The organism is Brasilonema sennae CENA114 (genome assembly GCF_006968745.1).
Classification (GTDB): Bacteria; Cyanobacteriota; Cyanobacteriia; order Cyanobacteriales; family Nostocaceae; genus Brasilonema; species Brasilonema sennae.
This window is the reverse complement of sequence record NZ_CP030118.1, coordinates 5923759-5946611: the sequence shown is the minus strand read 5'-3', so window position 1 is coordinate 5946611 and position 22853 is coordinate 5923759. Positions and strand designations below refer to the sequence as shown.

The following is a 22853-nucleotide window of genomic DNA, read 5'->3' as shown; positions in this document are numbered from 1 at the left end:
CTATTTCAACGAAATCTGAAAGTTTTCACTAATAGTCATTTGTAGGTCAGTGTTTGGATCAATGGCGATTAACTCAACACTCTTTTTACCAAAGAACAGACCAACTAATCCACCGATAGCAGCCCCCCCCAGAACTTCTCCAGCACTAATAGCCTTATCGCCAATTACAAGCGAAACCGCCGCCGCTGCGCCTGCGCCAAGTGCACTATTCCTAAGAATTGTTTGTGTATTGGTGCCTTTTTTGATAGTTTGGGTCTTAGTAATCACTTCAGAAGTCGCATTGATTGGATACTCTTGACCATTGTTGGTTAAAACGAGTTTTTGGGCAACGAATTGAGAACCACCCTTGTTTTTGACGGGACGAAGCTCACCAACCACTTGACTACCTGCTGGAATGAGCAAGTTTCCTTTATCAGTGACAACGTTTTGCGCCACAGTCAGAGTTAAAGGAGCTGTTTCATCCTTAGTCACAAGAATCTTTTCTGCTTTTTCATACCTTATAGGAATAACAGTTCCTTCAGGAATTGTCACCGTGACTGGTTTTGATGGAGTCGGTTCGCCTACTGGTTTTGATGGAGTCGGCTCGCCTAGTGGTTTTGATAGAGTCGGTTCGGCAAAAGTCACAATGTAGGCTGAGTTGATTGTTGCGGCTTTATTGAAACTCACGAGTGCTTGGTAGAGAAAAGCTGCTACTTGTGCCCGAGTTGCAGTTGTATTGGGACTTAGGAATTTAGCATTAGGATAGTTGACAACAATTTGCTTCTCTGTAGCTGCAGCAATAGGGGTACGGGCATAGCCAGAAATGTTAGAAGCGTCGTTGTAATTTTGTAAGATGCTGTCGGTGTTACCGCTAACGTTGTAATTTAAACCGTTAGAGAGAGAAACTAAAACCTGTTCGCGGAGAATATTTTGGTTAGGCTCGAAACGATTGCCAGGATATCCAGATAAAAAACCAGTGGTGTATGCATTCGCAATCGCACTCGATGCCCAATAATTGCTTGGCACATCGTAAAATCCGACTGCCTGCCGTTCTGGTGCTTTTCGGAAAGCTTTGCCAATCATCGCAGCAAATTGAGCACGTGTGACTGCTTCCTCTGGGCGGAAACTGCCATCTGGAAAGCCAGCAATAATACCTCGCTGTGCCAGTTGTCCAATAAATTCTGCTGCCCAATAGTTAGATTGAACGTCAGTAAAACTTGTTTGGGCAAAAGATGCTGTGGGTATCACTAGAGGTGCGATAGTTCCTGTTGTTATGCCCAAAATCATGAATGCAGCACATCCAGATTGCCAACGAAAGCGACCAAACATTATATTTTTACTCCCCACACAACCTGCTATTTTCTGTTAGTAAAATGGACTACTTTTGGCTGAAATTATTCCCAAAAAAAGTGTTTCGGTTAATACTTTTGTTCAGCTAAAAGAGTCATGAAAGGATAAGGAATGAAGTGTAAATAACTTCTTTCTTCTTTCACCCTTGGAATTTTATTCAGTTCATAACCAGCCCCGTCTATGTCATTTGTAATAACAAATGACTCATGACTGCCTTAACAAATAAATACGCAACGGTAGATGCGCATTAGCTTATTTATTTTCCTAAATGTTTCGCCAAGAAAAACGATTTATCCGAAGCATCCCAAATGTGTAAATTCACAGAAAGGATGATTGCTTTGTTCTACCCTTTGGGTTCCCCCTTAGGGTATTTCCTTAGCCTGCACTTTGCACTCACGCTCTTCACCACCAGGAGGAAAATCTCTCCTGAGGCTTACACTCACTACGTTACTTATGCCCTCTGGACACCCTGCTTTGAACGTGGCGGACGAAGACTTTTGGAAAATTGGGATGCTCCTGATTTCTATGTAATCGTAAGACGTGCGATCAATAAAATAGTTGCAGAAAAATGATAAATTTTACATAAATTAGAATAAGCGATATCGCGGCTTTGCCCAATCACGCGCAATATCCTCATCTGTGACGCATTTAAATTATATACAGCTAGAAGCCAGACCATTTACTAACAGGTTGTTTTCTTCCGGATTCAACTTTAAAATTGCTGACTTACTTCGTCTTCGTTTCCAAGAAGAGGAGGGGTTGCTCTTGTGGCAGCCCCTTGGTAGTGTGAGGGCAATTGGGTAAAGCACCCTGCCCCTTTGGAGCAGTTGTATTGCAAACAGATAGAACTCACGACCTAAATTAGGATAAGCCTAGTAGTAACCACGGGGTACAAACAAACTAGAGCGCAGAGTCAGATCTAAATCTCCTCTTTGGGGTTCAATAACGATAACTTCAGTCTTTTTGCGTCTGAGTAGAACACTTGCTGCAGCACCTGCACCAGCACCAAGTATAGGTTCGAGCGGTTGAATTTTGCGGTCACCTGTTATCAGTGAAATCACACTAGCCGCACCTGCACCAATAGCAGCATCTTGGATGATTTTATCTGTTCTACCTCCTTTACTAATTTCTTCCTTTCTGGTAATAGCCCGAGAAGTTGCATTAATAGACTGTCGTTCACCATTAGGAAGTATTAACTCTTGAGCGACAAAATAAGTACCTTTTTGACCATTTCTGGTGACTGGTTGCAATTGTCCTTCAATTTCACTTCCTTCAGGAATTAACACATTTCGTGAACTGTCTACAAGGTTTCTTGCGACTTTCAGTTTTATACGTGTCGTTTCATCAGGAGTGACAACAATTTTATCTTTGTCATATGTCATTGGCACTGTAAATCCAGCAGGAATTGAAACTCTTCCTGATGGTGTTTGTGTTCTTTGACCATTAAAGATTACTTGTGCAGAAGCAGGAGCAAACATAAACATGGGTGCAATGGAGCCTGTTGTTATTGCCATTGCCATGAGTGCAGCGCTTCCTGTTTTCCAACGATGAAATTGACTCATTGTAAAGTCCTTTTGTTCTTTTTCTTAATGTATGAGTTCTTAATGTATGAGACGTGCTGTTACTGAGATTGTTTCTAGCTCTTTTTAAACCTATCAGTAGGCATATTCCGAGTGGAAAGTGACTTGTACGACGGTAAGAAGGTGCAATTGTTCCTCTTTAATTCTTATATCGTTTATCTGCTTTAATGAAAAGTAACGAAAGATATATATGACGCAAATATTATAAAATAGTTCCTGAATGCTTTCACATGCTATATGTCCGACGAACTACAGCAGAATATGTCTTGCGGACACGCTATGCGAACAGAAATCAGAAGTCGAAAGTCAGAAGTAAAAAAGGCTTATAGTCTGGCTTTTAGACCTCAGTATTGTATTTCAATTACTTGCAATGTGCTGTATGTTCAGCAATAGGCAACGGTATGCTGAATGCAATCTGTTCTTTCTATTGTATTCCTTCTTGATTAAAATGGTAAATTTTAAGAGTCATACATCTGTGGTTTCTAAAACCATAAGCAATGAGCTTATTACTTTTGTGTAAAATTGCTACAGTTCATTCACTCACAAATTGCAGATAAGTTTTATACACTGTCAGCGCACCATCTCTCAATACACCTGTTTTGTGTCAAGTTTTGTCATTTTGCATGATTTCTCGACTTTAAGTTCAGGGTAAAAGCAAGGGATAAGTCTTGCAGATTATAAAGATTTATCATCTTCTTGAGCGTAGTAGCGGATTGGATTTAGCTCAAGTAAGACACCTGTTACACACTTGGAGAAACGAAGAATCTGTCTTCTAGCTTGAGCAGAATAACTGTAAATATTTGTAATAAAAAGCGTGGTTCTGCATAAAATCTGTAGCTGAGAAGTGAGTTATAGAAGATTTGCTATCTGTTAGTAACAGAAGTGCATCGTCTTTTATCAGCTTGCTCTAACTTCAGCATTTATGACTTACACCAAAACTACTATTCACGATTTTTTGGCTGAATTATTCCCATTCGATCAATTGCCAACAGCAACCCTAACAAAATTAGGCGAAAAAGTACAGCTTTTGCGCTACAGCATGGGTCAGACAATTCTCCTGCCCGAACACATACCAGCTCAAATATCCATTCTCTACGAAGGACAAGCACGCCTATTAAGTTACGCTCCTCACACCCAGACGCCTGTGACACTACAATTACTTAAAAAAGGAGACATCCTAGGTTGGACTAGCTTGCTACGAGGGATTCCTTGTGAGACGGTCATTGCCTCTACTGAAACAATCTGTTTAACTTTAGAAGCGACAGAGTTTTTAGACCTGCTAAAACATAACCCTACTTTTGCAAAAGGCTTTGAGAATCGCTGTAGTGTGAGCGAAGTTTTTGAGCTATTGGGTGCTGAACTGGCGCAGCAAGCTGATAGCAAAGTTATACTGCTTTCCTCTGGTGCATCCGATATTAAAGAACTGACTTTCAAAGTCTTAAAGGAAGCAGTTGTTTTCACCCTTCCACAGGGCAAAACTCTTCTAAAACAACTAGACTCCAATCTAGTCTGGTTTGTCAGTGGTGGAAAGCTGAAGAATCTTCCTGTGGGAAGTCGCTTACAACTAAAGGATGGACCAACCCAATTAAACGTCTCTGATAAGAAGAGTGCGGTTCGCTTGGTGGGTATCCCAAAAGCAACTCTTTCTCCAAAAGCTTCTAGAAGCACAGAAGAATCAACACAGAGAAATTTAGAAAAAAATTTATCGCTGGAAGATATACCATTAGGACCGAAGCGTCCTCCTAAGCTGGTAGCAAAAATAGATTCTGATGATGAGCGATGCGGAAGCCGCCGCCTTCGGCGATCGCCATCGCACAAATATCCTTATATCCACGGCAGAGGTTCAGTAGAGGCAACTTTAGCTTGCTTCCAGATGCTGAGTCAATATTGGCACATTCCCTTTCGCCAAGATGTGATTCGCAAAGTCGTCAACAATCAGATTCAGCGCACTCAAAGCCTTTCGTTACAACTATGCGGTGCTGTGGCTGAATTAATGGGGTTAAATGCTCAATTAATCCATATTCCAGCATCAGCTGTGACAAGATTGCAAGCTCCAGCCATCATTCGCTGGCAGGATAGTTTCGCAATCCTTTACGAAATCAGCGAACAAAAGCTGATACTTGCAATACCGGAAAGTGGCATTGTGCAGCAAAAGCCAGCCAAGTTTATCGAAAACTGGGGTGATGAAGGTCAAGTATTGCTGCTTAAACCTACCAAATCTACTCCTAAGCAGCGGTTTAGTTTACGTTGGTTTATCCCTTCTCTTTTTAAATACCGCAAAGTTCTTTTTGAAGTCCTGCTTGCTTCATTTTTTGTCCAAATCTTTACTTTAGCGAATCCTTTAATTATCCAGGTGATTATTGATAAAGTCATTATTCAAAACAGCTTTGATACTTTGCATGTTATGGGAATTTTGCTGTTAATTCTAGCTGTTTTTGAAGGGCTTTTAACGAGTCTCCGTACTTATTTATTTGTCGATACGACTAACCGGATTGACCTGACTTTAGGATCAGAAATTATTGACCATCTGTTGCGTCTACCCTTGCGCTATTTTGAAAGACGACCTGTAGGAGAACTCGCAACAAGAGCGAATGAACTCGAAAATATTCGTTCATTCCTAACAGGAACTGCTTTAACTGTGGTGTTAGATGCGGTTTTTTCCCTCATCTACATTTTGGTGATGATGGTTTACAGTTGGCTGATGACTCTTGTGGCTTTGGCAACTGTTCCCTTGTTTGCACTGCTCACGGCGTTGGTTTCCCCGATTGTGCGACGACAACTGCGAGAGAAAGCTGTGCGTAATGCCCAAACTCAGTCCTATTTGGTGGAGGTGCTGTCAGGTATCCAAACCGTGAAAGCACAAAATATTGAGTTGCGATCGCGCTGGCAATGGCAAGAACACTACAGTCAGTATGTGACTGCTGGTTTTCAAACTGTGATCACTTCCACGACTGCCAGTGCCACTAGCCATTTTCTCAACCAAGTTTCTGGTTTATTAATCCTGTGGATGGGATCTTACTTAGTACTTCAGGGACAACTAAGCCTAGGACAACTCATCGCCTTCCGCATCATTGCCAGCTATGTCACTGCTCCTTTACTACGATTAACCCAACTGTGGCAAAACTTCCAAGAAACGGCTCTCTCTCTAGAACGCCTCGCCGATATTGTGGATACTCCCATTGAAGCTGACGAAACAGATCGCAATAACATTCCTATGCCTGCCATCAAAGGCGCTGTCACGTATGAAAATGTCTCGTTTCGCTTTAACCCCAGTGGTCCCCTTCAGCTTGTGAATATTAACCTCGATTTTACACCTGGACAGTTTGTTGGCATTGTCGGACAGAGTGGTTCTGGTAAAAGCACCTTGATGAAGCTTTTACCTCGACTTTATGACATTGAGTCCGGCAGAATTCTCATTGATGACTATGACATTGCCAAGGTAGAACTTTATTCCCTGCGCCGTCAGATAGGGATGGTGCTTCAGGACTCACTCTTGTTTGATGGTACTGTACAGGAAAATATTGCCCTGACAAATCCAGATGCCACAACAGAAGAAATTATTGAGGCTGCTAAAATTGCTGCTGCCCATGATTTTATTATGTCTTTGCCGAATGGCTATAACACCAGAGTCGGGGAGAGAGGTTCAGCTTTATCTGGAGGACAACGACAGCGAATTGCGATCGCTCGTACAGTTTTACAAAACCCCCATTTACTCGTTCTCGACGAAGCCACCAGTGCCCTAGATTACCATTCTGAACGGCAGGTATGCCTCAATTTAGCAAAAGCGTTCCAGGGGCGTACGGTCTTTTTCATTACCCATCGTTTAAGCACTGTCAAACATGCTGATGTCATTTTGCTGCTCGATAAAGGAGCAGCTGTGGAACAAGGAACTCACGCACAACTGATGGCTCAAAGAGGTCGTTATTACTGCCTTTATCAGCAGCAAGAAACACAACTTTAACAGTTATCAGTTATCAGTTTCACTGTTCACTGTTCACTGTTCACTGGTTTAAGTCCCCCACGAAATCCCAATTCAAAATTCAAAATATGCCCTCCGGGCACGCTGCACTAACAAAATTCAAACAAGAGGATAGCCATGAGTGAATACAATGGGCGCAATCTTCAACAAGCAACTATCTCTACACCGAGAGCACTTCCAAATGAAGTGAAAGTACCGATAAAATTCCCTGTTGATAGTAGCAAGTTTACTCCATCTGTTGTCTTACAACAATCACCTTTTTGGTCACGAGCTGTCGTCTGGGGATTGATGGCGGTGACAACCTCTGCTGTCATTTGGGCAAATGTCGCGAAAATAGAGGAAGCAATTCCTACCCAAGGCAAACTGGAACCACAAGAAACTGTTAAGGAAGTACAAGCTCCTGTAAATGGGGTAGTTAAAACAGTCTATGTTAAGGATGGGCAAAAAGTCAGCCGTGGCGATTTGCTTTTGAGGCTAGATTCAACAGCGGCGCAAGCTCAACTGAAATCTTTCAAAAAAATTCGGACTACATTGATCCAGGAAAATCAATTTTACCGTACCCAAATCAATGGGCAGAATGCTCCATCTGTCAACGAGCAATCAATCACTCAACTCAAACTACCTCCAGGATTAGAATCTCTCGCCAAAAGCCGAGCCGCACTTAGTGCAGAAAATCGACTTTACCGACTTCAACTGAGTGGGATATCTCAAAGCATAAACCTCACGCCGGAGGAACAAGCTCGCTTGCAATTTAGTCAAGCGGAACTAAAATCTCGGATTGCAGCTGACAAGTTAGCAATTGAACAATCAGAAAAACAACTCGGCGAAAATCAAGCTCAGCTATCTTCTGCTCAAGATATTCGATCTGTGAATCAAACTATTCTTAATAATCTTGAATCTGTTGTCAAAGAAGGGGCAATTGCTCGTGTGCAACTGCTTAAGCAACAACAGGAAGTACGTACACATCAAGCAGATGTGGAACGGCTGATGGAAGAACAAGCGCGTTTACGGTTTGCGATCGCTCAATCAAAAGAAAAGCTGCAAAATACAATTGTCGCTGCTAAAAAGGATTTGTTAACTAAAATTGCTGACAATGAAAAACAAATTGCTCAAATAGATAGCGAGTTGAATAAGGCAATTCTCGAAAATGAAAAGAAGATTGCTGAAATCGACAGTCAAATCAGTCAATCACAAGTCACTTTACAATATCAAGAAATCCGCTCTTCTGCCGATGGAATTGTTTTTGATTTACAAGCTCGTTTTCCGGGTTTTGTAGCTAATTCTACTCAACCAGTTCTCAAAATTGTGCCTAACGATGGTTTGATGGCAAAGGTCTTTATTACTAATAAAGATATCGGTTTTGTGAAAGAGGGAATGAAAGTGGATGTGAGAATTGACTCTTTTCCTTTTAGTGAATTTGGTGATATCAAAGGTGAATTAGTTTCGATTGGTTCTGATGCACTACCACCAGATGAAATCCGTAAAGTTTACACTTTTCCTGCTAAAATTCGCTTAGAGCGTCAATCTTTGATGATGAAGAATCGGGAATTACCTCTGCAATCAGGAATGTCAGTTAGTGCGAATATTAAAGTAAGGAATCGCACTGTTATTAGCATTTTTACGGATTTGTTTGCGAAGGAAGTTGATAATATGAAGTCTATAAGATGATTTTCCTAGGATTGACAACTGGGGAGCGCGTTGATCAAGAGAAACACATTTTTAACAAAAGAACTCAGGAGTCAGGAGTCAGGAGTCAGAATGGCTCCTGTACGACTGGCGGATTCGTGATGTGATCTAAATCCCCACCGTCTACACGGGAGCCAGTACTGCAGGAGGGTTTCCCTCCGTAGCTATCTGGCGTTGTCTGCAGTTGGTTGGGGTTTGAATCCCCAACGAAGGTGATTCTGACTCCTGGATTCTGAATTCTGACTTCTTCTTCAATATTTTGAAATGTGTTTGTCTTGTCATTGAGTGGGAGTAATTACACTGCTGAAACTCCCCACACAACTATTGATGTAGATTGGGAACTCCCAACCTACATCAATAAAATCATCTTAAGTTACGGCTATGATTCATACGAATTTGCAAATGCAATCGAGCAAAACAGCGCCATCTAGACAAATCTGAAATCCCTTCCAATGTACACGTCGGTTGAGTCTTGCACGATAGCAAGTAAGTTATTGTTGTAGTAAATCCCAGTATCTAGGGCGGAACCGCCAGCTAAGTTTTCTTGTCGGAGTGAGTACTGGCTAGAAGTGCCACCAGCTTCGATGTAATCGTATTGCGACTCCCAGTCTGTAATGGTGGCATAGCCATCATCTTGGTACAATACATCGCGAAATGCATTAGCAAGACTGAAAGTATCAGATCCAGCTCCACCTGTTAAAGTGTCATATTCAGGACTACTTGCAAATCCACTGGTACCCCTAATATAATCATCTCCATTTCCACCATATAAGGTGTCGTTACCTGTATCTCCATACAAAAAATCGTTTCCATCGTAGCCCACCAGAGTATCGTTATCATCTCCACCGTGGAGGCTGTCATTACCGTAACCTCCTAGCAAGTAGTCATTGCCTTTGTCGCCATAGAGGTAATCATTACTGGTGTCATATGCAGACGGGGTGCCGCCATCAAGATAATCGTCACCATCTCCGCCACGCAGCGTGTCAGTTCCATAGCCGCCATACAAGGTATCGTTACCGCCCTCTCCGTATAAGTAGTCGTTGCCGTCGCCGCCATCCACATAGTCGTTACCCCAGTCAGCGAAAACAGTATCGTTACCGTCGTAGGCGAGAATACGGTCAGAATGCCCACTGCCATATAGAGTTTCAGAACCATTAGTGCCATTGATGTCTGCCATTTTAGTTTCTCCTTATTTATTAAAGTGATGATTCTGGTTGGTATTTGAACAGAGAGTGAAGTTTTTTCCCTGCTTCTGTCTATAACTCATCTGAAAAAGCTATGGTTTTCTGCAAAATTTCAATCAAATTACAGGAATAAATTTTTGTAAAAAAAGCTGTCAATTCTGGTTGTTTACTCAAAGTAATAATTGAGAGATTACTAATGCAAAGCGCAGTGAATATTCGCGCTGCGCAATACTTTATATTTCACTCAACTCAAACATCAAATAGCTGCTTCATAACTGCTGTTGTAACCAGCCCTCAAAAAGTTCACGAAGTAATCTTCGACGCATAGAATCATTCAACTGTGCTGGAATCAATTTTTCGAGGCGTACAATCAACAGCCATTCTTCCAAGGGCATGGGAGACCAAAGTTGACCAGGTTGACTAATTGAAAGCAATTGAGCCAGTTTTGGGTGAATAGTGCCTAGTTCAACTGGACCAATAATTCCACCAGTTTGAGCTTCTGAACCTTGTGAGTATTCGTAAGCCAGTTCGGCAAACGTCTGCTCTCGTTCTTGAAGGCGAAAGTAAAGTTCTTCGGCAATACCTTTATCTTTAATCCGAATCAAAGAATAGACAACTTGGTCTAATTGCCCTTTGCGTTGTAAAAAGTAAGATTCTAGTTTGTTACCCCAAGTCGCGCGCTTAAATTTTTCAATTTTCAGCATCCGCACAATCAAGGCTTCTCCTAAGTCATTTTGGCTGTTGCAATAACGCTCTAACCAAGCTTGTTGTTGAATGTCTGAGGTTAGTTGATTTTGCTGATAAAATTGGTGGTAACCAACAGCCGTTTCTTCAGGAGTGCATTCGATACGAGCAATGGCTTGGTCAATAATACTCTCACGCAACAATTGGGGCAGCATTTGGTAGCTGGTTAGCAGTGGAATGACTTCCTCAGCTGTAATTGTTCGTTTCCCAAGTTGTAAAACTGTTGTCATATCTGCTTAGCTTCTCAATTTTGTAAGCAAGATCCGGATTTAAGCCCCCGGATTTATACGTGGGGTTCTTAATTTCTCACTGTGCGAATGCCGTACCTTATGAATTAAGCGAAGGAGGTGACTGGTTTAATTCAGCACTTATGCAACTCAGTTTAAGAGCAGTTGTACAGTAATTATTTTGCATGGTGGGTCAAAGATGTAGATTTCATAGATGTAGATTGGGAAGCCCCAATCTACATCTACAGAGTCATCCTTAGTTGCAGCTAGAACTCGTAAGATGCATACAAATTCAATCCTCCACAACAGTTCTGTCTAGACGAATCTGAAGTCCCGTGAAAAGTTCACGTCGGTCGTGTCTTGCACAACAGCAATCACATTTTCAGGCGTCTGAGCCCCATAGTAAATAAGGGTATCTGTAGCGGAACTACCTTCCCAGTTGCCCGTGCCAAGTGAGTAGGAGATACCATTGTATGATTGTGTATTAGCATTGCCAGGGACTTCTATCCAATCATATGCGCCATTGAAGTCCGTAATGGTAGCGTAGCCATATCCTTGGTAGGAGACTCCCCACCAGCCACCAAGAACGAAAACGTCAGACCCTGCTTCACCTTTTAAGGTGTCATATTCCGTGCCGGTGGTTGCATAACCATCAAGACGATCATCTCCATCTCCGCCCCACAGGATGTCGTTGCCAGCCCCGCCATATAGTTTATCGTTGTCTGCCTCTCCAAACAGAACATCGTCGCCATTATCACCGTATAGAACGTCATTACCTGTACGACCCAAGATCGTGTCATTACCGTCACCGCCATACACAGTGTCGTTGCCAGATCCGGCATCGATTATGTCGCCACCTCCTCGACCGTAGATTATGTCGTCGCCTTCTTTGCCAAAGATGGAAATGTCGGCTTGGTCAGTGCCATTTATTGATGAGTGGAAGTTACCATCTGGACCGTAGGTATCGTTGTCATTGTAGATGGTGCCGTAAATAGCAGGCATTTTAGTTTCTCCTTATTTTTTTAAGTTGGTATTTGAACAGAAGGTGAAGTTTTCTTCCCCTCCTTCTGTCTATAACTCAACTGAAAAAGCTATAGTTTTCTGCAATTTTCAAACAAAATTCTAAATATTAATTTATGTAAAAAAAATGTGAGCACGTATAGCGATCGCACTGTCATGAGTATGAGTATTTCTATTGTTTTATTTACGACATTAACTCAACTGCTGTTGTAACCAGCCCTCAAAAAGTTCACGAAGTAATCTTCGACGCATAGAATCATTCAACTGTGCTGGAATCAATTTTTCGAGGCGTACAATCAACAGCCATTCTTCCAAGGGCATGGGAGACCAAAGTTGACCAGGTTGACTAATTGAAAGCAATTGAGCCAGTTTTGGGTGAATAGTGCCTAGTTCAACTGGACCAATAATTCCACCAGTTTGAGCTTCTGAACCTTGTGAGTATTCGTAAGCCAGTTCGGCAAACGTCTGCTCTCGTTCTTGAAGGCGAAAGTAAAGTTCTTCAGCAATACCTTTATCTTTAGTCCGAATCAAAGAATAGATGACTTGATCGAGCTGGCTTTTGCGTTTTAAAAAGTAAGACTCTAGTTTGTTACCCCAAGTTGCACGCTTAAATTTTTCAATTTTCAGCATCCGCACAATCAAGGCTTCTCCTAAGTCATTTTGGCTGTTGCAATAACGCTCTAACCAAGCTTGTTGTTGAATGTCTGAGGTTAGCTGGTTTTGTTGATAAAACTGCTGGTAAGCAAAAGCAGTTTCCTCAGAGGTGCATTCGATAGATGCGATCGCTTGGTCAATAATACTCTCACGCAACAATTGGGGCAGCATTTGGTAACTACTCAGTAGTGGAATGACTTCCTCAGCCGTAATTGTTCGTTTTCCAAGTTGTAAAACTGTTGTCATATCTGCTTAGCTTCTCAATTTCGTAAGCAAGATTCTGTAAGCAAGGGGAAGACAGATAGATATGTGCTGTGCTGGCGATACATCATGCGCCAGCACCGTTTAGCATCAATTACCCTGTCGATCTGGTTTGACAGTATTGTCTGACAATGCTACCAGATGCCTTAGTTATTTGTTAGCCTTCTTACCCCTGAAGGTCTCAACCAATGTTCAAGCTGGAGGAACATAGGTGTAGTCAAAGTTAAGCGTATAGTCGGTACTGCCACTGTATTGATAGACCTGCAGGTAGTAAGAACCTCCTTGATTGATGTTGAAAATAGTGTCATTTGCAGTACCAAGATTCTGCGACTTATCAATTTCCTCACCTGCGTCAACGATGCGATTGTTATTGGAGTCTCTAATGAGTCGGATGTCAGCATCGTTGCTTAATCCAGAGAGAGTAATACTACTAATTGTATCAGAACCAACAGAACCACCAATGCGAAGGAGATGGAAGTAATAAAGATCACTAGTGTTGCTATCACCTAAAGATCCATTAAAGGTCTGATCCTGAAATATTCCAGTCCAGTCACCTGCTGTAAATTCCTTAGAGAGAAGGTTACTAGGTGTAGTTGAGTAAGAGCGAGTGGTCGATAGTCTCAGATCGTAATCGGTACTATTGTCATTAAATGAATAGACTTTAGCAATGTAGTTACCTGCTTCCGCTACGACATTAATCGCTTCATCATGAGCCTCATTATACCCAAAAGTTGAATTTTGAATCCACGTGTCTACCCCGTCATCAATCACACCATTGTTGTTAACGTCCCGATATAGTACAACATCAGCATCAGCGCTCGTCCCAGTAAGAGACAGGTTGATGTTACCGGGACTATCCAGCCTAAAACGGTAGGTGTCGTAGGGTTCACTGCTGTTGACGGAGTGATGCTCGACAGGTGTTGGTGTTTCACTAAGTGTACCAAGGTTAATATTTTGGATTGCCATTTCATTCCTTCCTGAAAATGTTTAGGTATCAATTAACTGGTTTAATTCAGCACTGACGCAACTCAATTACTGATACATCACAGCTAGTAGTGAATGAGCAGTTCAGTCAAAACCCTATTCATCTGTAGTTGTGACGTGCCTCGATTGCGTAATTTCAAAACAGCTGTTGTAGGTTAGTATTTGAACAGAGGGTTAAACCTTTTCCTCCCTTCTGTCTATAACTCAACTGAAAAAGCGATAGTTTTCTGCAAAATTCCAAATATTAATTTATGTAGAAAAGTAGTAAATTCTGGTACAGATAGTTCTTGCTCCTTATTGCTCAATTCAACGAGATCAACCCATCACTAACCAATTTAGCGAGCTGCGAGAGCAGCCAGCTTTTAAAAAGTTCATTGAGCAGTTGCTGGCGCATGGCTTGGTTGAGTTGAACTGGGATCAGTTTTTCTAGTCGCACAATAACTACCCATTCCCCTAACCGGGTGGGAGGCAAAAGTTGACCAGGTTGACTAATTTCTATTGACGAGTGCAGGACATCCCATAAACACTACCATTCCATTTTGAAAAGCCACTAGCATAGCGCTGATCCCATGTATGTATTGCTAAAAACCACTGCGTTTGATTGCTCTGAACAGATAGAGGCAGTACATGATCTTTGCGATCAGTAGGAGGATCGATTGAAGGATCGTAAGGTCTTTGTATAACAGCCCAAGAATTATCACCTATTTGCCCTATGACCGAATCATAATGCAGCCAGAACCTTACCTGTACTGGAGGTTGACCGTCGTTATTACAGATCCATGTTCCTACCCAATCTGAGGCTGTTAGTGCTTCCGCTTTTTGAGTGGTTGATAAACAAAGACTTGCTACATTTATTACACTCAGCCCTAAGAAAAGTGGTACTAGACGGGTGATTTTTTTCATCCAAGCTTTTCTGGTGGCGTAGATACTACTCATTATCGTCTTTCCTTACTTAGTGTACTTATTTTGGTCGCTACAGTTAAGTTTCCTTTCCCTCCTTCTGTCTATAACTCAACGAAAAAGCGATCATTTTCTGCAAAATCTCAAATATTAATTTCTGTAACAAAAGCAATAATTTCTGGCTGTTTAGCCAAAGTAACAATTGAGATATGACTAATGCAAAGCGCAGTGAACACTCACTCAGCGCAACACCATCGGTTCATCATATTGGAGCACCTAATCTGATGCTCCACCTGGTTGTTTAGAGAATGAAAAACAATCATGAACACTTTAGTAAAGAGTTGCACTCCCAGTAGCACTTTCATGACTATGGATGAGCGACTCAAACAACTTGTCCAACAGGCGCAACGATATGCTCCTGAGTCTGAAGAACGAGAGTTGGCGTTAACTCGGCTCGTTGATGAAATATTGCGATCGCCTAAGGGGCGGCTCCCAGAGGGAGCATCGCGCAAAGTTGATCGTCCACCTATCGCTCAACCTCTATTTAGTATTTCTAAGGAAATTTACGAACAATTACGAAAAAAACTTTTTCATAACATTGATGAGAAACTTAATAATTACAACCCAAGATTTCTTCCTGTGAGGGCATGGATAAACGATTTGCGGAATCGGACTTATCAAGAAGTCCTGAACGATGAACAACTCAAAAAACTGGCACTAGAAGCCCAACAACACCCACCACTAACTGAGTTACGGCAGTATGCTTTAGGGGAACTGGTTGAGGCAATTCGTCTATCGGGCAAGCTTGCTCACCCGCATCGACAAAGATTCTCGCCTCAGTTTTATGACCTAATTTACGAAGAAGCTGTTAACAAAACACTAGCTTATATTTGCCGAAAAATTAATACTTATGACCCTGATAGAGGTAACAGAAAGTTCATGAACTGGGTAAATTTTCGATTGGATCGCTCTATTATAGAGTCCTATCATGAACTCAGAGATCCCAGGCTCCGAGAATTACCTTCACTCTCTGATTTAGAGATGATACCACAGCAAGAAGAACCACCTTCATTATTTGAGATAATTCGTGAAAAAATAGAAGAAGATAGTGAAAATCTTTTTAAGCAAGCTCATATCAAAAATCGACCAGATGCTAATTTTAAAGCTATAGCTTTGGCGAGATTTTCTGGAAAAAGCTGGGACGAGATTTCAGCAGAATTTCAAATTTCAATATCAACTCTAAGTGTTTTTTATCAGCGTTGTTGTAATAAATTTCGCTCTCAGTTTCGAGAATAGTGCAAATGAACTATCTGTTTAATAAAACTGAGACTTCAAGAGCGAGTATTATGGCTTGGCACCTTCTTAGCATTCAACATAGCCTTTGGTTAAGTTGCTCTGCGTTTTTACACCAGGAGTACGGAAAATATGTAAAGCTTTTGTGAGAAAATATTATTGTTTTCATGAAAACAATCCAGACAACAGTGAAATTACAGCTATTCGTGTTTGGATGATATGTATTATTCCCAAATACACCAGAAAATTAAGGTCGGGAATAAGTTACGCCGACAATCCGGTTTGGCTATGAGTGCTTCCGTTGGCAATAACTCCTCTACCTACTGGACAAGCAGGGATATGTTAAGAAATATTTTCTCCTAAACAGTGTGTTGAGGGAGATTGAAGGTACAGCATTATGGGAAGCATCCCAACTTTGCCAAAATACCCCTGTCATTATGTTAGCGCAGCTCCTCGCTCTGCAAAGCGCGTAACGAAGTTGAGCGAAGCATCTTTTGGTTAACCAAATTTTCAAGATATTTGAATAACTTTTATGACGAGAGGTTTTGAAATGATGAAGACAATGAAATTATTGATGGCTACAGCCTTTGCTACAACTACCATTGTTGGAACTTGTATAGAATCAGTGGAAGCAGCAAGTTCTAGAGGTACTGGAAATGAACCTTCAGGGAGTAAGATAAACATTGCAGAGGTAAGGTATAAATTTCAAATTTATACAATAGATTTAGCAGGTAATCCTAGAAGAGATCAAGATGATAATTTAACTAACAACCTAGGTCTCTTTCCTGGTGCTATTGAGAATTTCACAGGTAGAATAGCTGATGCAAATGAAGATGTGAAGCCGGGAGGATACTTTCCAGAATTTGTAGAAGAGAAGATAACAGAACCTTCCACATTAAATTTGAAGGCGATTTTAATTCCTGATGATAGGAGAATTGAATATATTTTGAGCGGTGAAGCTCTAGATAGCAGAGGAATAACAGAATTAGCTTTAATAATACGTAGTTTAAATGACATTGACAATTATAGTGGAATATACGACTTTGAAGACATAGATGATCCTATACAGGCTGTTAATTCTCTAGAGTATATAATCAATAACCAATTATTAGGTAAAATCAATGAAATTCGTGTTAGTTCTAAAACAGTTTCATCTACAGAGCTTATAAATCAAAATATTTTAAGATCTGGTGTAATAAAAGTTGAAAAAACAAATGACAGAATAGTTCAAGTCCCTGAATCTAGTGCTACCAATAGTTTATTAGCTTTAGGCGCTTTAGGTATGGGCTTTTTCCTAAGTACAAAACGAAATAAACTCAACAGGAGTCACCCATGAAACTATTTCCTATTATTTTGTTAATCAATGGAAGTATCTTTATCAATTTGTTAGCTTCCCATTCCACTCAAGCACAAATTGTTCCAGATACAACTCTGCCTGAAAATTCTGTTGTCACAATTCAGGACAAGACCATTCAGATTGATGGAGGAACCAGGGTAGGAAATAATCTCTTCCATAGCTTTGAAAAGTTTTCTGTCCCTACTGGAGATACCGCTTTTTTTAACAATATCAAAGAAATCCGTAACATCCTCTCCCGTATCACCGGTAACTCCATTTCTGAGATAAATGGCATTATTAAAGCGAATAACGCTGCTAATCTATTTCTAATCAACCCCAATGGCATTATCTTTGGTTCTAATGCCCAATTAGATATTGGTGGCTCTTTTCTAGCCAGTACAGCAAGTAGCATTATCTTCGCTGATGGCTTTAAGTTCAACACCTCAGCTACTCAGACTAAGCCTTTATTAACTATCAGTGCTCCTATAGGTCTGGGTTTTGGAGAAATGCCAAAAAGCATTGTTAATCGTTCAATTGTCAACAGTGATGACGATTTAATCGGACTCAGAGTGGCACCCAATCAAACCCTAGCGCTTGTCGGTGGTGATGTACTAATAGAAGGGGGGTATCTGTCCACAAAAGGAGGACGAATTGAGTTAGGAAGTGTTGCAGGTAATAATGTAGTCAGCCTGACTCCCATAGACCAAGGCTGGGTATTAGGCTATGAAGGAATCCAAAACTTCCAAGACATTAACTTATCTCAGGCAGCTTTTGTCGTTAGTGACGGTGATAGTAGTGGTGATATCCAGATTCAGGGAAGGCGTGTCACACTTACGGAAGGTAGTCAGGTTGCTGTTATTGCTCGAACTGAAGGTCAAGCAGGAAATTTGACAGTAAAAGGTTCTGAATTATTAAAACTGGAAGGTAACTCAGTAGATGCGGGATTTGACTTTAGCGTTCCGACTCTTCTGTTCAATGACGTTTATGGGAAAGCTACAGGGGAACAAAGCAAACTAACACTTGAAACTGAACGATTAATTGTCAAGAATGGGGCACAAATATCAGCTGGCAATTATGGCGCAGGTAGAGGAGTGAATTTGAAGATAAGTGCTTCGGAAGTACAACTAGAGGGTGCGTTCATTGATGCAGATAAGAAGATTCCTAGTGGTCTGTTTGCTAGAGTTCAAGAGAATGCTACAGGCAATGGTGGAACACTAACAATTGAAACTAAAAAGCTAACAGTAAAAAATGGGGCGCAGGTATCAACTGAAACTCTTGGATCGGGTCATAGTGGAAATTTAGAAGTTAATGCCTCCGAGTCAATAGAACTGATAGGGACAATACCAGGAATTAATGATCCTAGTGCTTTGTTTGCTGGTGTTAAGGATAAAGCGACAGCTACAGGCAATGGCGGAAATTTAACTATTAACACTGGACAGCTAATTATCAAGGATGGGGCACAGATAGCAACTACTGCTCAGAATCAAGGTCAAGGAGGAATTTTGACTATCAAAGCCTCAGACTTTATTCTCTTAAGTGGAAATTCACCATTAGCAGAATTCAGAGGTAAGGGTAGAAGTGGCATTTTTGTTTCAGCTGAACCAGCATTGAAAGATGAATTAGGAAACTCGATCATTACTACTGCTAATGCAGGAGATTTGAAGATTACTACAGGAGAATTGACTGTCGAGAAGGGAGCCATTATCTCTGCTGATAATTTTGGCATAGGTAAAGGGGCTAATGTTACTTTGAATGTTAATCGGTTAATTATTCAGGCTGGGGGACAGATAGGAGCAGGTTCTCTTTTAGAAAAAGATGCTGTTAATAATCAAAGAGGATCAGGAGGAACTTTAACTGTAAATGCTTCCGAATCTGTAAAGGTTGTTGGTACTGGCACAATTGGTTCTAGCTCACAACAGGTTCCCAGTAGCTTGTTGACTCAAGCTGAAGGAACGGGAAATGCTGGCGACTTAAATATTTTCACTCCTAATTTCACAGTGAAAGATGGTGCTGAAATTAACCTCAGTGCTACAGGTTTAGGAGAAGCAGGTAATTTGCAAGTAGAGGCAAATTCTGTTCGCCTCAATCACGGAACTATCAATGCAGCCACTGCCAATGGTGAAGGCGGCAATATCAACCTGCAAGTCAAAAATATACTACTCATGCAGGACAATAGTTTAATATCTGCTCAAGCTAGTAATAATGCCAATGGTGGCAATATCAACATTGATGCTGGGTTTGTTATTGCATTTCCCAATCAAAATAACGATATTATTGCCAAGGCAGAAAGAGGAGACGGCGGCAATATTAAAATCACTACTCAGGCAATCTTTGGACTAGAGGAAAGAAACTCAAACCCACAGAATAGCACCAATGACATCGATGCTAGTTCAGAATTTGGCTTAGATGGTAGTGTTTTCATAAACACACCAGATATTGACCCCACTCGGGGGTTAGTCCAGTTGCCCGTAGAACCAGTCAACGTGCAAGTGGCACAGGGTTGCCAAACAACTGGAACACAAACGGCTGGAAAACAATCATCGTTGGCTTCCACTGGCAAAGGGGGATTAGCTATTAACCCTTACGAACCGCTGAGTAGCAGTAATATTTGGGAAGATGTACCAGTGTCAACACAGACGGGGACAAGTAGACAAAGGGAAAGCGTAGCAACTGTGCCGGACAAAATTGTAGAGGCGCAAGGGTGGGTGATAAATGAAAAAGGGGAAGTTTTTCTCGTGGCTGAAGATAGTCGCTGTAGTCTGCGGTGACATGCTCCCACAGCATCATCTACTTGAGGTGTACCGCCGAATACTGAGATTCATCTTTTTAACAATTTTGGGATTAATTACAACTTTATCTGTCCCACTTCTGCTAGCTCAAGGGGTTGCAGGAAATAATTATGCGATACGCGTAGCGTCAAGCCCCCGGCTTATCGCTCATATGCAAGCGATCGCCCCAACTTCCAACACCCAAACATTACTACAACAAGGTATAGAACTTTACAATACAGAACGATTTTCCGAAGCAATAGGAGTCTTTCAGCAGGCATTTGCCAACAGCCAAAAAGATAACCTCAATCAAGCGCTGGTACTGCGTTATCTTTCCTTAGCTTATCAACACTTGGGGCTGTGGGAGGAAGCAGAAAAGGCAATCTTGCAAAGTCGTCAGTTGCTGGAAAATCAGAAAAACACAACTAACACCCAGGCTTACTTAGACGTTCTGGCGAAAATTTGGAACACTCAAGGTCGTCTGCAATGGGCAAGGGGACATTGGTCTGTTGCTCTAGAAAGCTGGAAGCAAGCAGAAGCTAGCTACCAACAAGCTGGTAATCGTGCGGGTGTCGTTGGTAGCTTAATTAACGAAATAACAGCATTACAATGGTTAGGTTTAAGCCGTCAAGCACTTGCAGGATTGAGCCATCAGCCATTAGTGGACTTTCCAGACGTTGAGCAAGTGATAAAGCGGATAGAGCAAATTATACAACAGGAATCAGATCCCAACCTCAAAGCCTCCCAATGGCAGAGTCTTGGTGAAGTTCTCAGACGTATTGGCAATCTTTCAATGTCTGAGAAGTCCTTACAGAAGAGTTTGCAAGTGGCTCAAGAATTTCAACTGAATAAAGCTGCTAACTCTGCACGGTTGGAGTTGGGTAATACCAAACGCGCTTTAGCTAACAGAGCTATAGTCATTAATAACCAAGAAAACGCTAAAAATAATATTCGTGATGCTATCAATAATTATCAACAGGCTGCTGCATCTCCTAGTTTCCGACTCCAGGCTCAACTAAATCTATTTAGCCTCTGGGTGGAAACTGGGGAATGGTTGGAAGCTGCCAAACTGCAACCTCAAATTCAGCAGTCGTTAGCTAGCTTACCTGCCAGTACAACAAATGTCTACGCCAGACTCAACTTTGCCCGGAATCTGACTTGTTTTCTACCAAGTATTGACAAAAAATCAGTTTTATGGTTAAGCTGCACTAGCTTAAAGCAGCTCAGAGAACAGCCCTCAAAGCCAAGCGAAGAAATCACATCTCCTCCCTCATCGCAGGAAATCGAACAGATGATAACCACTGGGATTCATGTGAGTCGTAGTTTGAAAGATCGCAAAGCTGAATCCTATGCTTTAGGACAATTGGGTGAACTTTACGAGTTAACTGGAAAGTTTTCAAAAGCTCAAGATTTGACTCAGCAAGCTCTTTTGTTAGCGGAGGAGATTCAAGCACCTGATGTTCGCTACCGTTGGGAATGGCAGTTGGGACGTTTATGGGAAAAACAAGGGAATAGACAAAGAGCGATCGCTTTTTATAAAAATGCGTTTAACTCCCTCAAGTTCGTTCGCAATGATTTACTCACCATCGATACTGATGTACAGTTCTCTTTTCGGGAAAATGTCGAACCTATTCACCGCCAGCTAGTTGATTTGCTATTACAGACTGAGGATAACTCTCAACTAAACCCAAAACTAAACCAAGAAATTTTCAAAGATGCCATTTATGCGATCGACTCTCTCCAATTAGCTGAACTGGAAAATTTCCTCAATTGTAACCTGAGCCAAATAGTGCGGCTGAACCTGGATGATGACAAGTTAGATTTGAAAGCAAAATTGGACAAGTTAGATCCGAATACAGCATTTATTTATCCAATCATTCTAGAAGATAGATTAGAAATCATACTCTCGTTACCCAAGCAAAAGTGGATTAAATACACAACTTCTATAAGCAGGAATACGTTAGAATCTAAGCTCAATGAATTGCGGGGATATCTGACACGAAATGATTCTGGTCGCGATGAATATGAGCCTTTATCTCGTCAACTCTATGATTGGCTGATTCGACCAGCTGAGAAATACTTGAACTCAAACCAAATTAAAACCTTAGTGTTTATATTGGATGGTTCCTTACGAGATATTCCGATGGTTGCTTTGTGGGATGGTAAACAGTATCTTGTGCAGAAGTACGCTGTCGCGATCGCTCCAGCACTGCAACTGTTAAGTCCCAAGCCTTCAGAAAAAAAACAGTTCAAAGCTCTCATTGCAGGTTTGACCAAAGGTAGCACATTTTCTATTGAGGGAAGCATCTTTAATTTTCAGCCACTATCAAATGTCAAAAATGAAGTAGAGACAATAAAACAAATTTTGCCTACCTCTGAAGAAATGCTCGACGAGCAGTTTCAAACCAAGAATTTACAAAGTAAGCTTTATTCATCTTCTTACCCCATAGTTCACTTTGCAACTCATGGTCATTTCAGTTCTAATCCACAAGAGACATTTATTCTAAGTGCGCCAAATGTTCCTATCAATTTAAATAAGTTACAAGAATTACTTCAAACTAGGAAACAAAGTAGACCTGACGCGATTCAATTACTTGTCCTGAGTGCTTGTCAGACAGCCACAGGAGATAAACGCGCTGCTTTGGGGCTGGCTGGTGTAGCAGTAAAAGCAGGCGCACTCAGTACACTCGCATCACTGTGGTCAGTTAACGATAAGTCCACTGCTTTGTTTATGGGTCAATTCTACCAGCATCTTGTAAAACAACAGATGACAAAAGCCGCAGCACTCAGGCACACTCAACTTGACTTATTGCAGAATAGACAAGGTGAGTATAGACATCCATTTTATTGGTCACCTTTTGTGCTGGTGGGTGATTGGCTTTGATGTTTAAACGCAATTTCCCACCTA

Annotated in this window: 15 protein-coding genes; 7 read left to right on the top strand and 8 right to left on the bottom strand. The window is 41.4% G+C overall.

Annotation, left to right across the window (positions count from 1 at the left end; translation table 11 throughout):
* Complete coding sequence (locus tag DP114_RS24875) at positions 1-1308, bottom strand: S-layer homology domain-containing protein (protein WP_171977389.1); 1308 nt, start codon at positions 1306-1308, stop codon at positions 1-3.
* A gap of 329 nt (positions 1309-1637) precedes the next feature.
* Between DP114_RS24875 and DP114_RS24870 the strand changes: the two genes are divergently transcribed.
* A complete protein-coding gene (locus tag DP114_RS24870) occupies positions 1638-1901 on the top strand; it encodes a hypothetical protein (RefSeq protein ID WP_169264622.1) in 264 nt (87 codons plus the stop codon).
* A gap of 300 nt (positions 1902-2201) precedes the next feature.
* On the opposite strand, the gene DP114_RS24865 is transcribed toward DP114_RS24870, so the two are convergent.
* On the bottom strand, positions 2202-2891 hold the full coding sequence (locus DP114_RS24865) for a TraB/TrbI/VirB10 family type IV secretion system protein (RefSeq protein WP_169264623.1): 690 nt from the start codon (positions 2889-2891) through the stop codon (positions 2202-2204).
* A 940-nt stretch (positions 2892-3831) separates the two neighbouring features.
* Between DP114_RS24865 and DP114_RS24860 the strand changes: the two genes are divergently transcribed.
* Both DP114_RS24860 and DP114_RS24855 read left to right on the top strand, forming a co-directional pair.
* On the top strand, positions 3832-6870 hold the full coding sequence (locus DP114_RS24860; RefSeq protein ID WP_169264624.1) for a peptidase domain-containing ABC transporter: 3039 nt from the start codon (positions 3832-3834) through the stop codon (positions 6868-6870).
* A gap of 135 nt (positions 6871-7005) precedes the next feature.
* Entirely contained in the window at positions 7006-8556 is a 1551-nt protein-coding gene (locus DP114_RS24855; protein WP_169264625.1) for a biotin/lipoyl-containing protein, read from the top strand.
* Between the two features lie 445 nt (positions 8557-9001).
* On the opposite strand, the gene DP114_RS24850 is transcribed toward DP114_RS24855, so the two are convergent.
* From DP114_RS24850 to DP114_RS24825, 6 genes are all read right to left on the bottom strand, one after another.
* Complete coding sequence (locus tag DP114_RS24850; protein ID WP_169264626.1) at positions 9002-9751, bottom strand: calcium-binding protein; 750 nt, start codon at positions 9749-9751, stop codon at positions 9002-9004.
* A gap of 276 nt (positions 9752-10027) precedes the next feature.
* A complete protein-coding gene (locus tag DP114_RS24845; RefSeq protein WP_171977388.1) occupies positions 10028-10732 on the bottom strand; it encodes a peptidylprolyl isomerase in 705 nt (234 codons plus the stop codon).
* A gap of 312 nt (positions 10733-11044) precedes the next feature.
* Positions 11045-11731 carry a calcium-binding protein gene (locus DP114_RS24840; RefSeq protein ID WP_169264628.1) on the bottom strand — a complete coding sequence of 229 codons (687 nt, stop codon included), beginning with the start codon at positions 11729-11731 and terminating at the stop codon, positions 11045-11047.
* Positions 11732-11941: 210 nt separating this feature from the next.
* Positions 11942-12649 (bottom strand): peptidylprolyl isomerase, encoded by a 708-nt coding sequence (locus DP114_RS24835; protein WP_169264629.1) that lies wholly within the window; start codon positions 12647-12649, stop codon positions 11942-11944.
* A gap of 207 nt (positions 12650-12856) precedes the next feature.
* Positions 12857-13630 carry a pre-peptidase C-terminal domain-containing protein gene (locus DP114_RS24830; protein WP_169264630.1) on the bottom strand — a complete coding sequence of 258 codons (774 nt, stop codon included), beginning with the start codon at positions 13628-13630 and terminating at the stop codon, positions 12857-12859.
* Positions 13631-14143: 513 nt separating this feature from the next.
* The gene (locus DP114_RS24825; RefSeq protein ID WP_169264631.1) at positions 14144-14584 is read right to left on the bottom strand and encodes a hypothetical protein; all 441 of its coding nucleotides are present in this window, start codon (positions 14582-14584) and stop codon (positions 14144-14146) included.
* A gap of 285 nt (positions 14585-14869) precedes the next feature.
* Between DP114_RS24825 and DP114_RS24820 the strand changes: the two genes are divergently transcribed.
* From DP114_RS24820 to DP114_RS24805, 4 genes are all read left to right on the top strand, one after another.
* Positions 14870-15844, top strand: a complete 975-nt coding sequence (locus tag DP114_RS24820) for a hypothetical protein (RefSeq protein ID WP_246162741.1) — start codon at positions 14870-14872, stop codon at positions 15842-15844.
* Positions 15845-16391: 547 nt separating this feature from the next.
* Entirely contained in the window at positions 16392-17177 is a 786-nt protein-coding gene (locus DP114_RS24815) for a hypothetical protein (protein WP_169264632.1), read from the top strand.
* Complete coding sequence (locus DP114_RS24810) at positions 17174-19945, top strand: beta strand repeat-containing protein (RefSeq protein ID WP_169264633.1); 2772 nt, start codon at positions 17174-17176, stop codon at positions 19943-19945. The genes DP114_RS24815 and DP114_RS24810 overlap by 4 nt, the downstream gene beginning before the upstream one ends.
* Positions 19890-22829, top strand: coding sequence for a CHAT domain-containing protein (locus DP114_RS24805; RefSeq protein WP_246162739.1), 2940 nt, complete (start codon positions 19890-19892; stop codon positions 22827-22829). Before DP114_RS24810 ends, DP114_RS24805 begins: the two co-directional genes overlap by 56 nt.
* The last annotated feature ends 24 nt before the right edge of the window (positions 22830-22853 follow it).

Excerpts from the sequence above, each read along its gene's own strand:
- DP114_RS24875 (WP_171977389.1), bottom strand. The coding sequence starts at position 1,308 with ATGTTTGGTCGCTTTCGTTGGCAATCTGGATGTGCTGCATTCATGATT.
- DP114_RS24870 (WP_169264622.1), top strand. The coding sequence starts at position 1,638 with ATGTGTAAATTCACAGAAAGGATGATTGCTTTGTTCTACCCTTTGGGT.
- DP114_RS24865 (WP_169264623.1), bottom strand. The coding sequence starts at position 2,891 with ATGAGTCAATTTCATCGTTGGAAAACAGGAAGCGCTGCACTCATGGCA.
- DP114_RS24860 (WP_169264624.1), top strand. The coding sequence starts at position 3,832 with ATGACTTACACCAAAACTACTATTCACGATTTTTTGGCTGAATTATTC.
- DP114_RS24855 (WP_169264625.1), top strand. The coding sequence starts at position 7,006 with ATGAGTGAATACAATGGGCGCAATCTTCAACAAGCAACTATCTCTACA.
- DP114_RS24850 (WP_169264626.1), bottom strand. The coding sequence starts at position 9,751 with ATGGCAGACATCAATGGCACTAATGGTTCTGAAACTCTATATGGCAGT.
- DP114_RS24845 (WP_171977388.1), bottom strand. The coding sequence starts at position 10,732 with ATGACAACAGTTTTACAACTTGGGAAACGAACAATTACAGCTGAGGAA.
- DP114_RS24840 (WP_169264628.1), bottom strand. The coding sequence starts at position 11,731 with ATGCCTGCTATTTACGGCACCATCTACAATGACAACGATACCTACGGT.
- DP114_RS24835 (WP_169264629.1), bottom strand. The coding sequence starts at position 12,649 with ATGACAACAGTTTTACAACTTGGAAAACGAACAATTACGGCTGAGGAA.
- DP114_RS24830 (WP_169264630.1), bottom strand. The coding sequence starts at position 13,630 with ATGGCAATCCAAAATATTAACCTTGGTACACTTAGTGAAACACCAACA.
- DP114_RS24825 (WP_169264631.1), bottom strand. The coding sequence starts at position 14,584 with ATGAGTAGTATCTACGCCACCAGAAAAGCTTGGATGAAAAAAATCACC.
- DP114_RS24820 (WP_246162741.1), top strand. The coding sequence starts at position 14,870 with ATGAACACTTTAGTAAAGAGTTGCACTCCCAGTAGCACTTTCATGACT.
- DP114_RS24815 (WP_169264632.1), top strand. The coding sequence starts at position 16,392 with ATGATGAAGACAATGAAATTATTGATGGCTACAGCCTTTGCTACAACT.
- DP114_RS24810 (WP_169264633.1), top strand. The coding sequence starts at position 17,174 with ATGAAACTATTTCCTATTATTTTGTTAATCAATGGAAGTATCTTTATC.
- DP114_RS24805 (WP_246162739.1), top strand. The coding sequence starts at position 19,890 with ATGAAAAAGGGGAAGTTTTTCTCGTGGCTGAAGATAGTCGCTGTAGTC.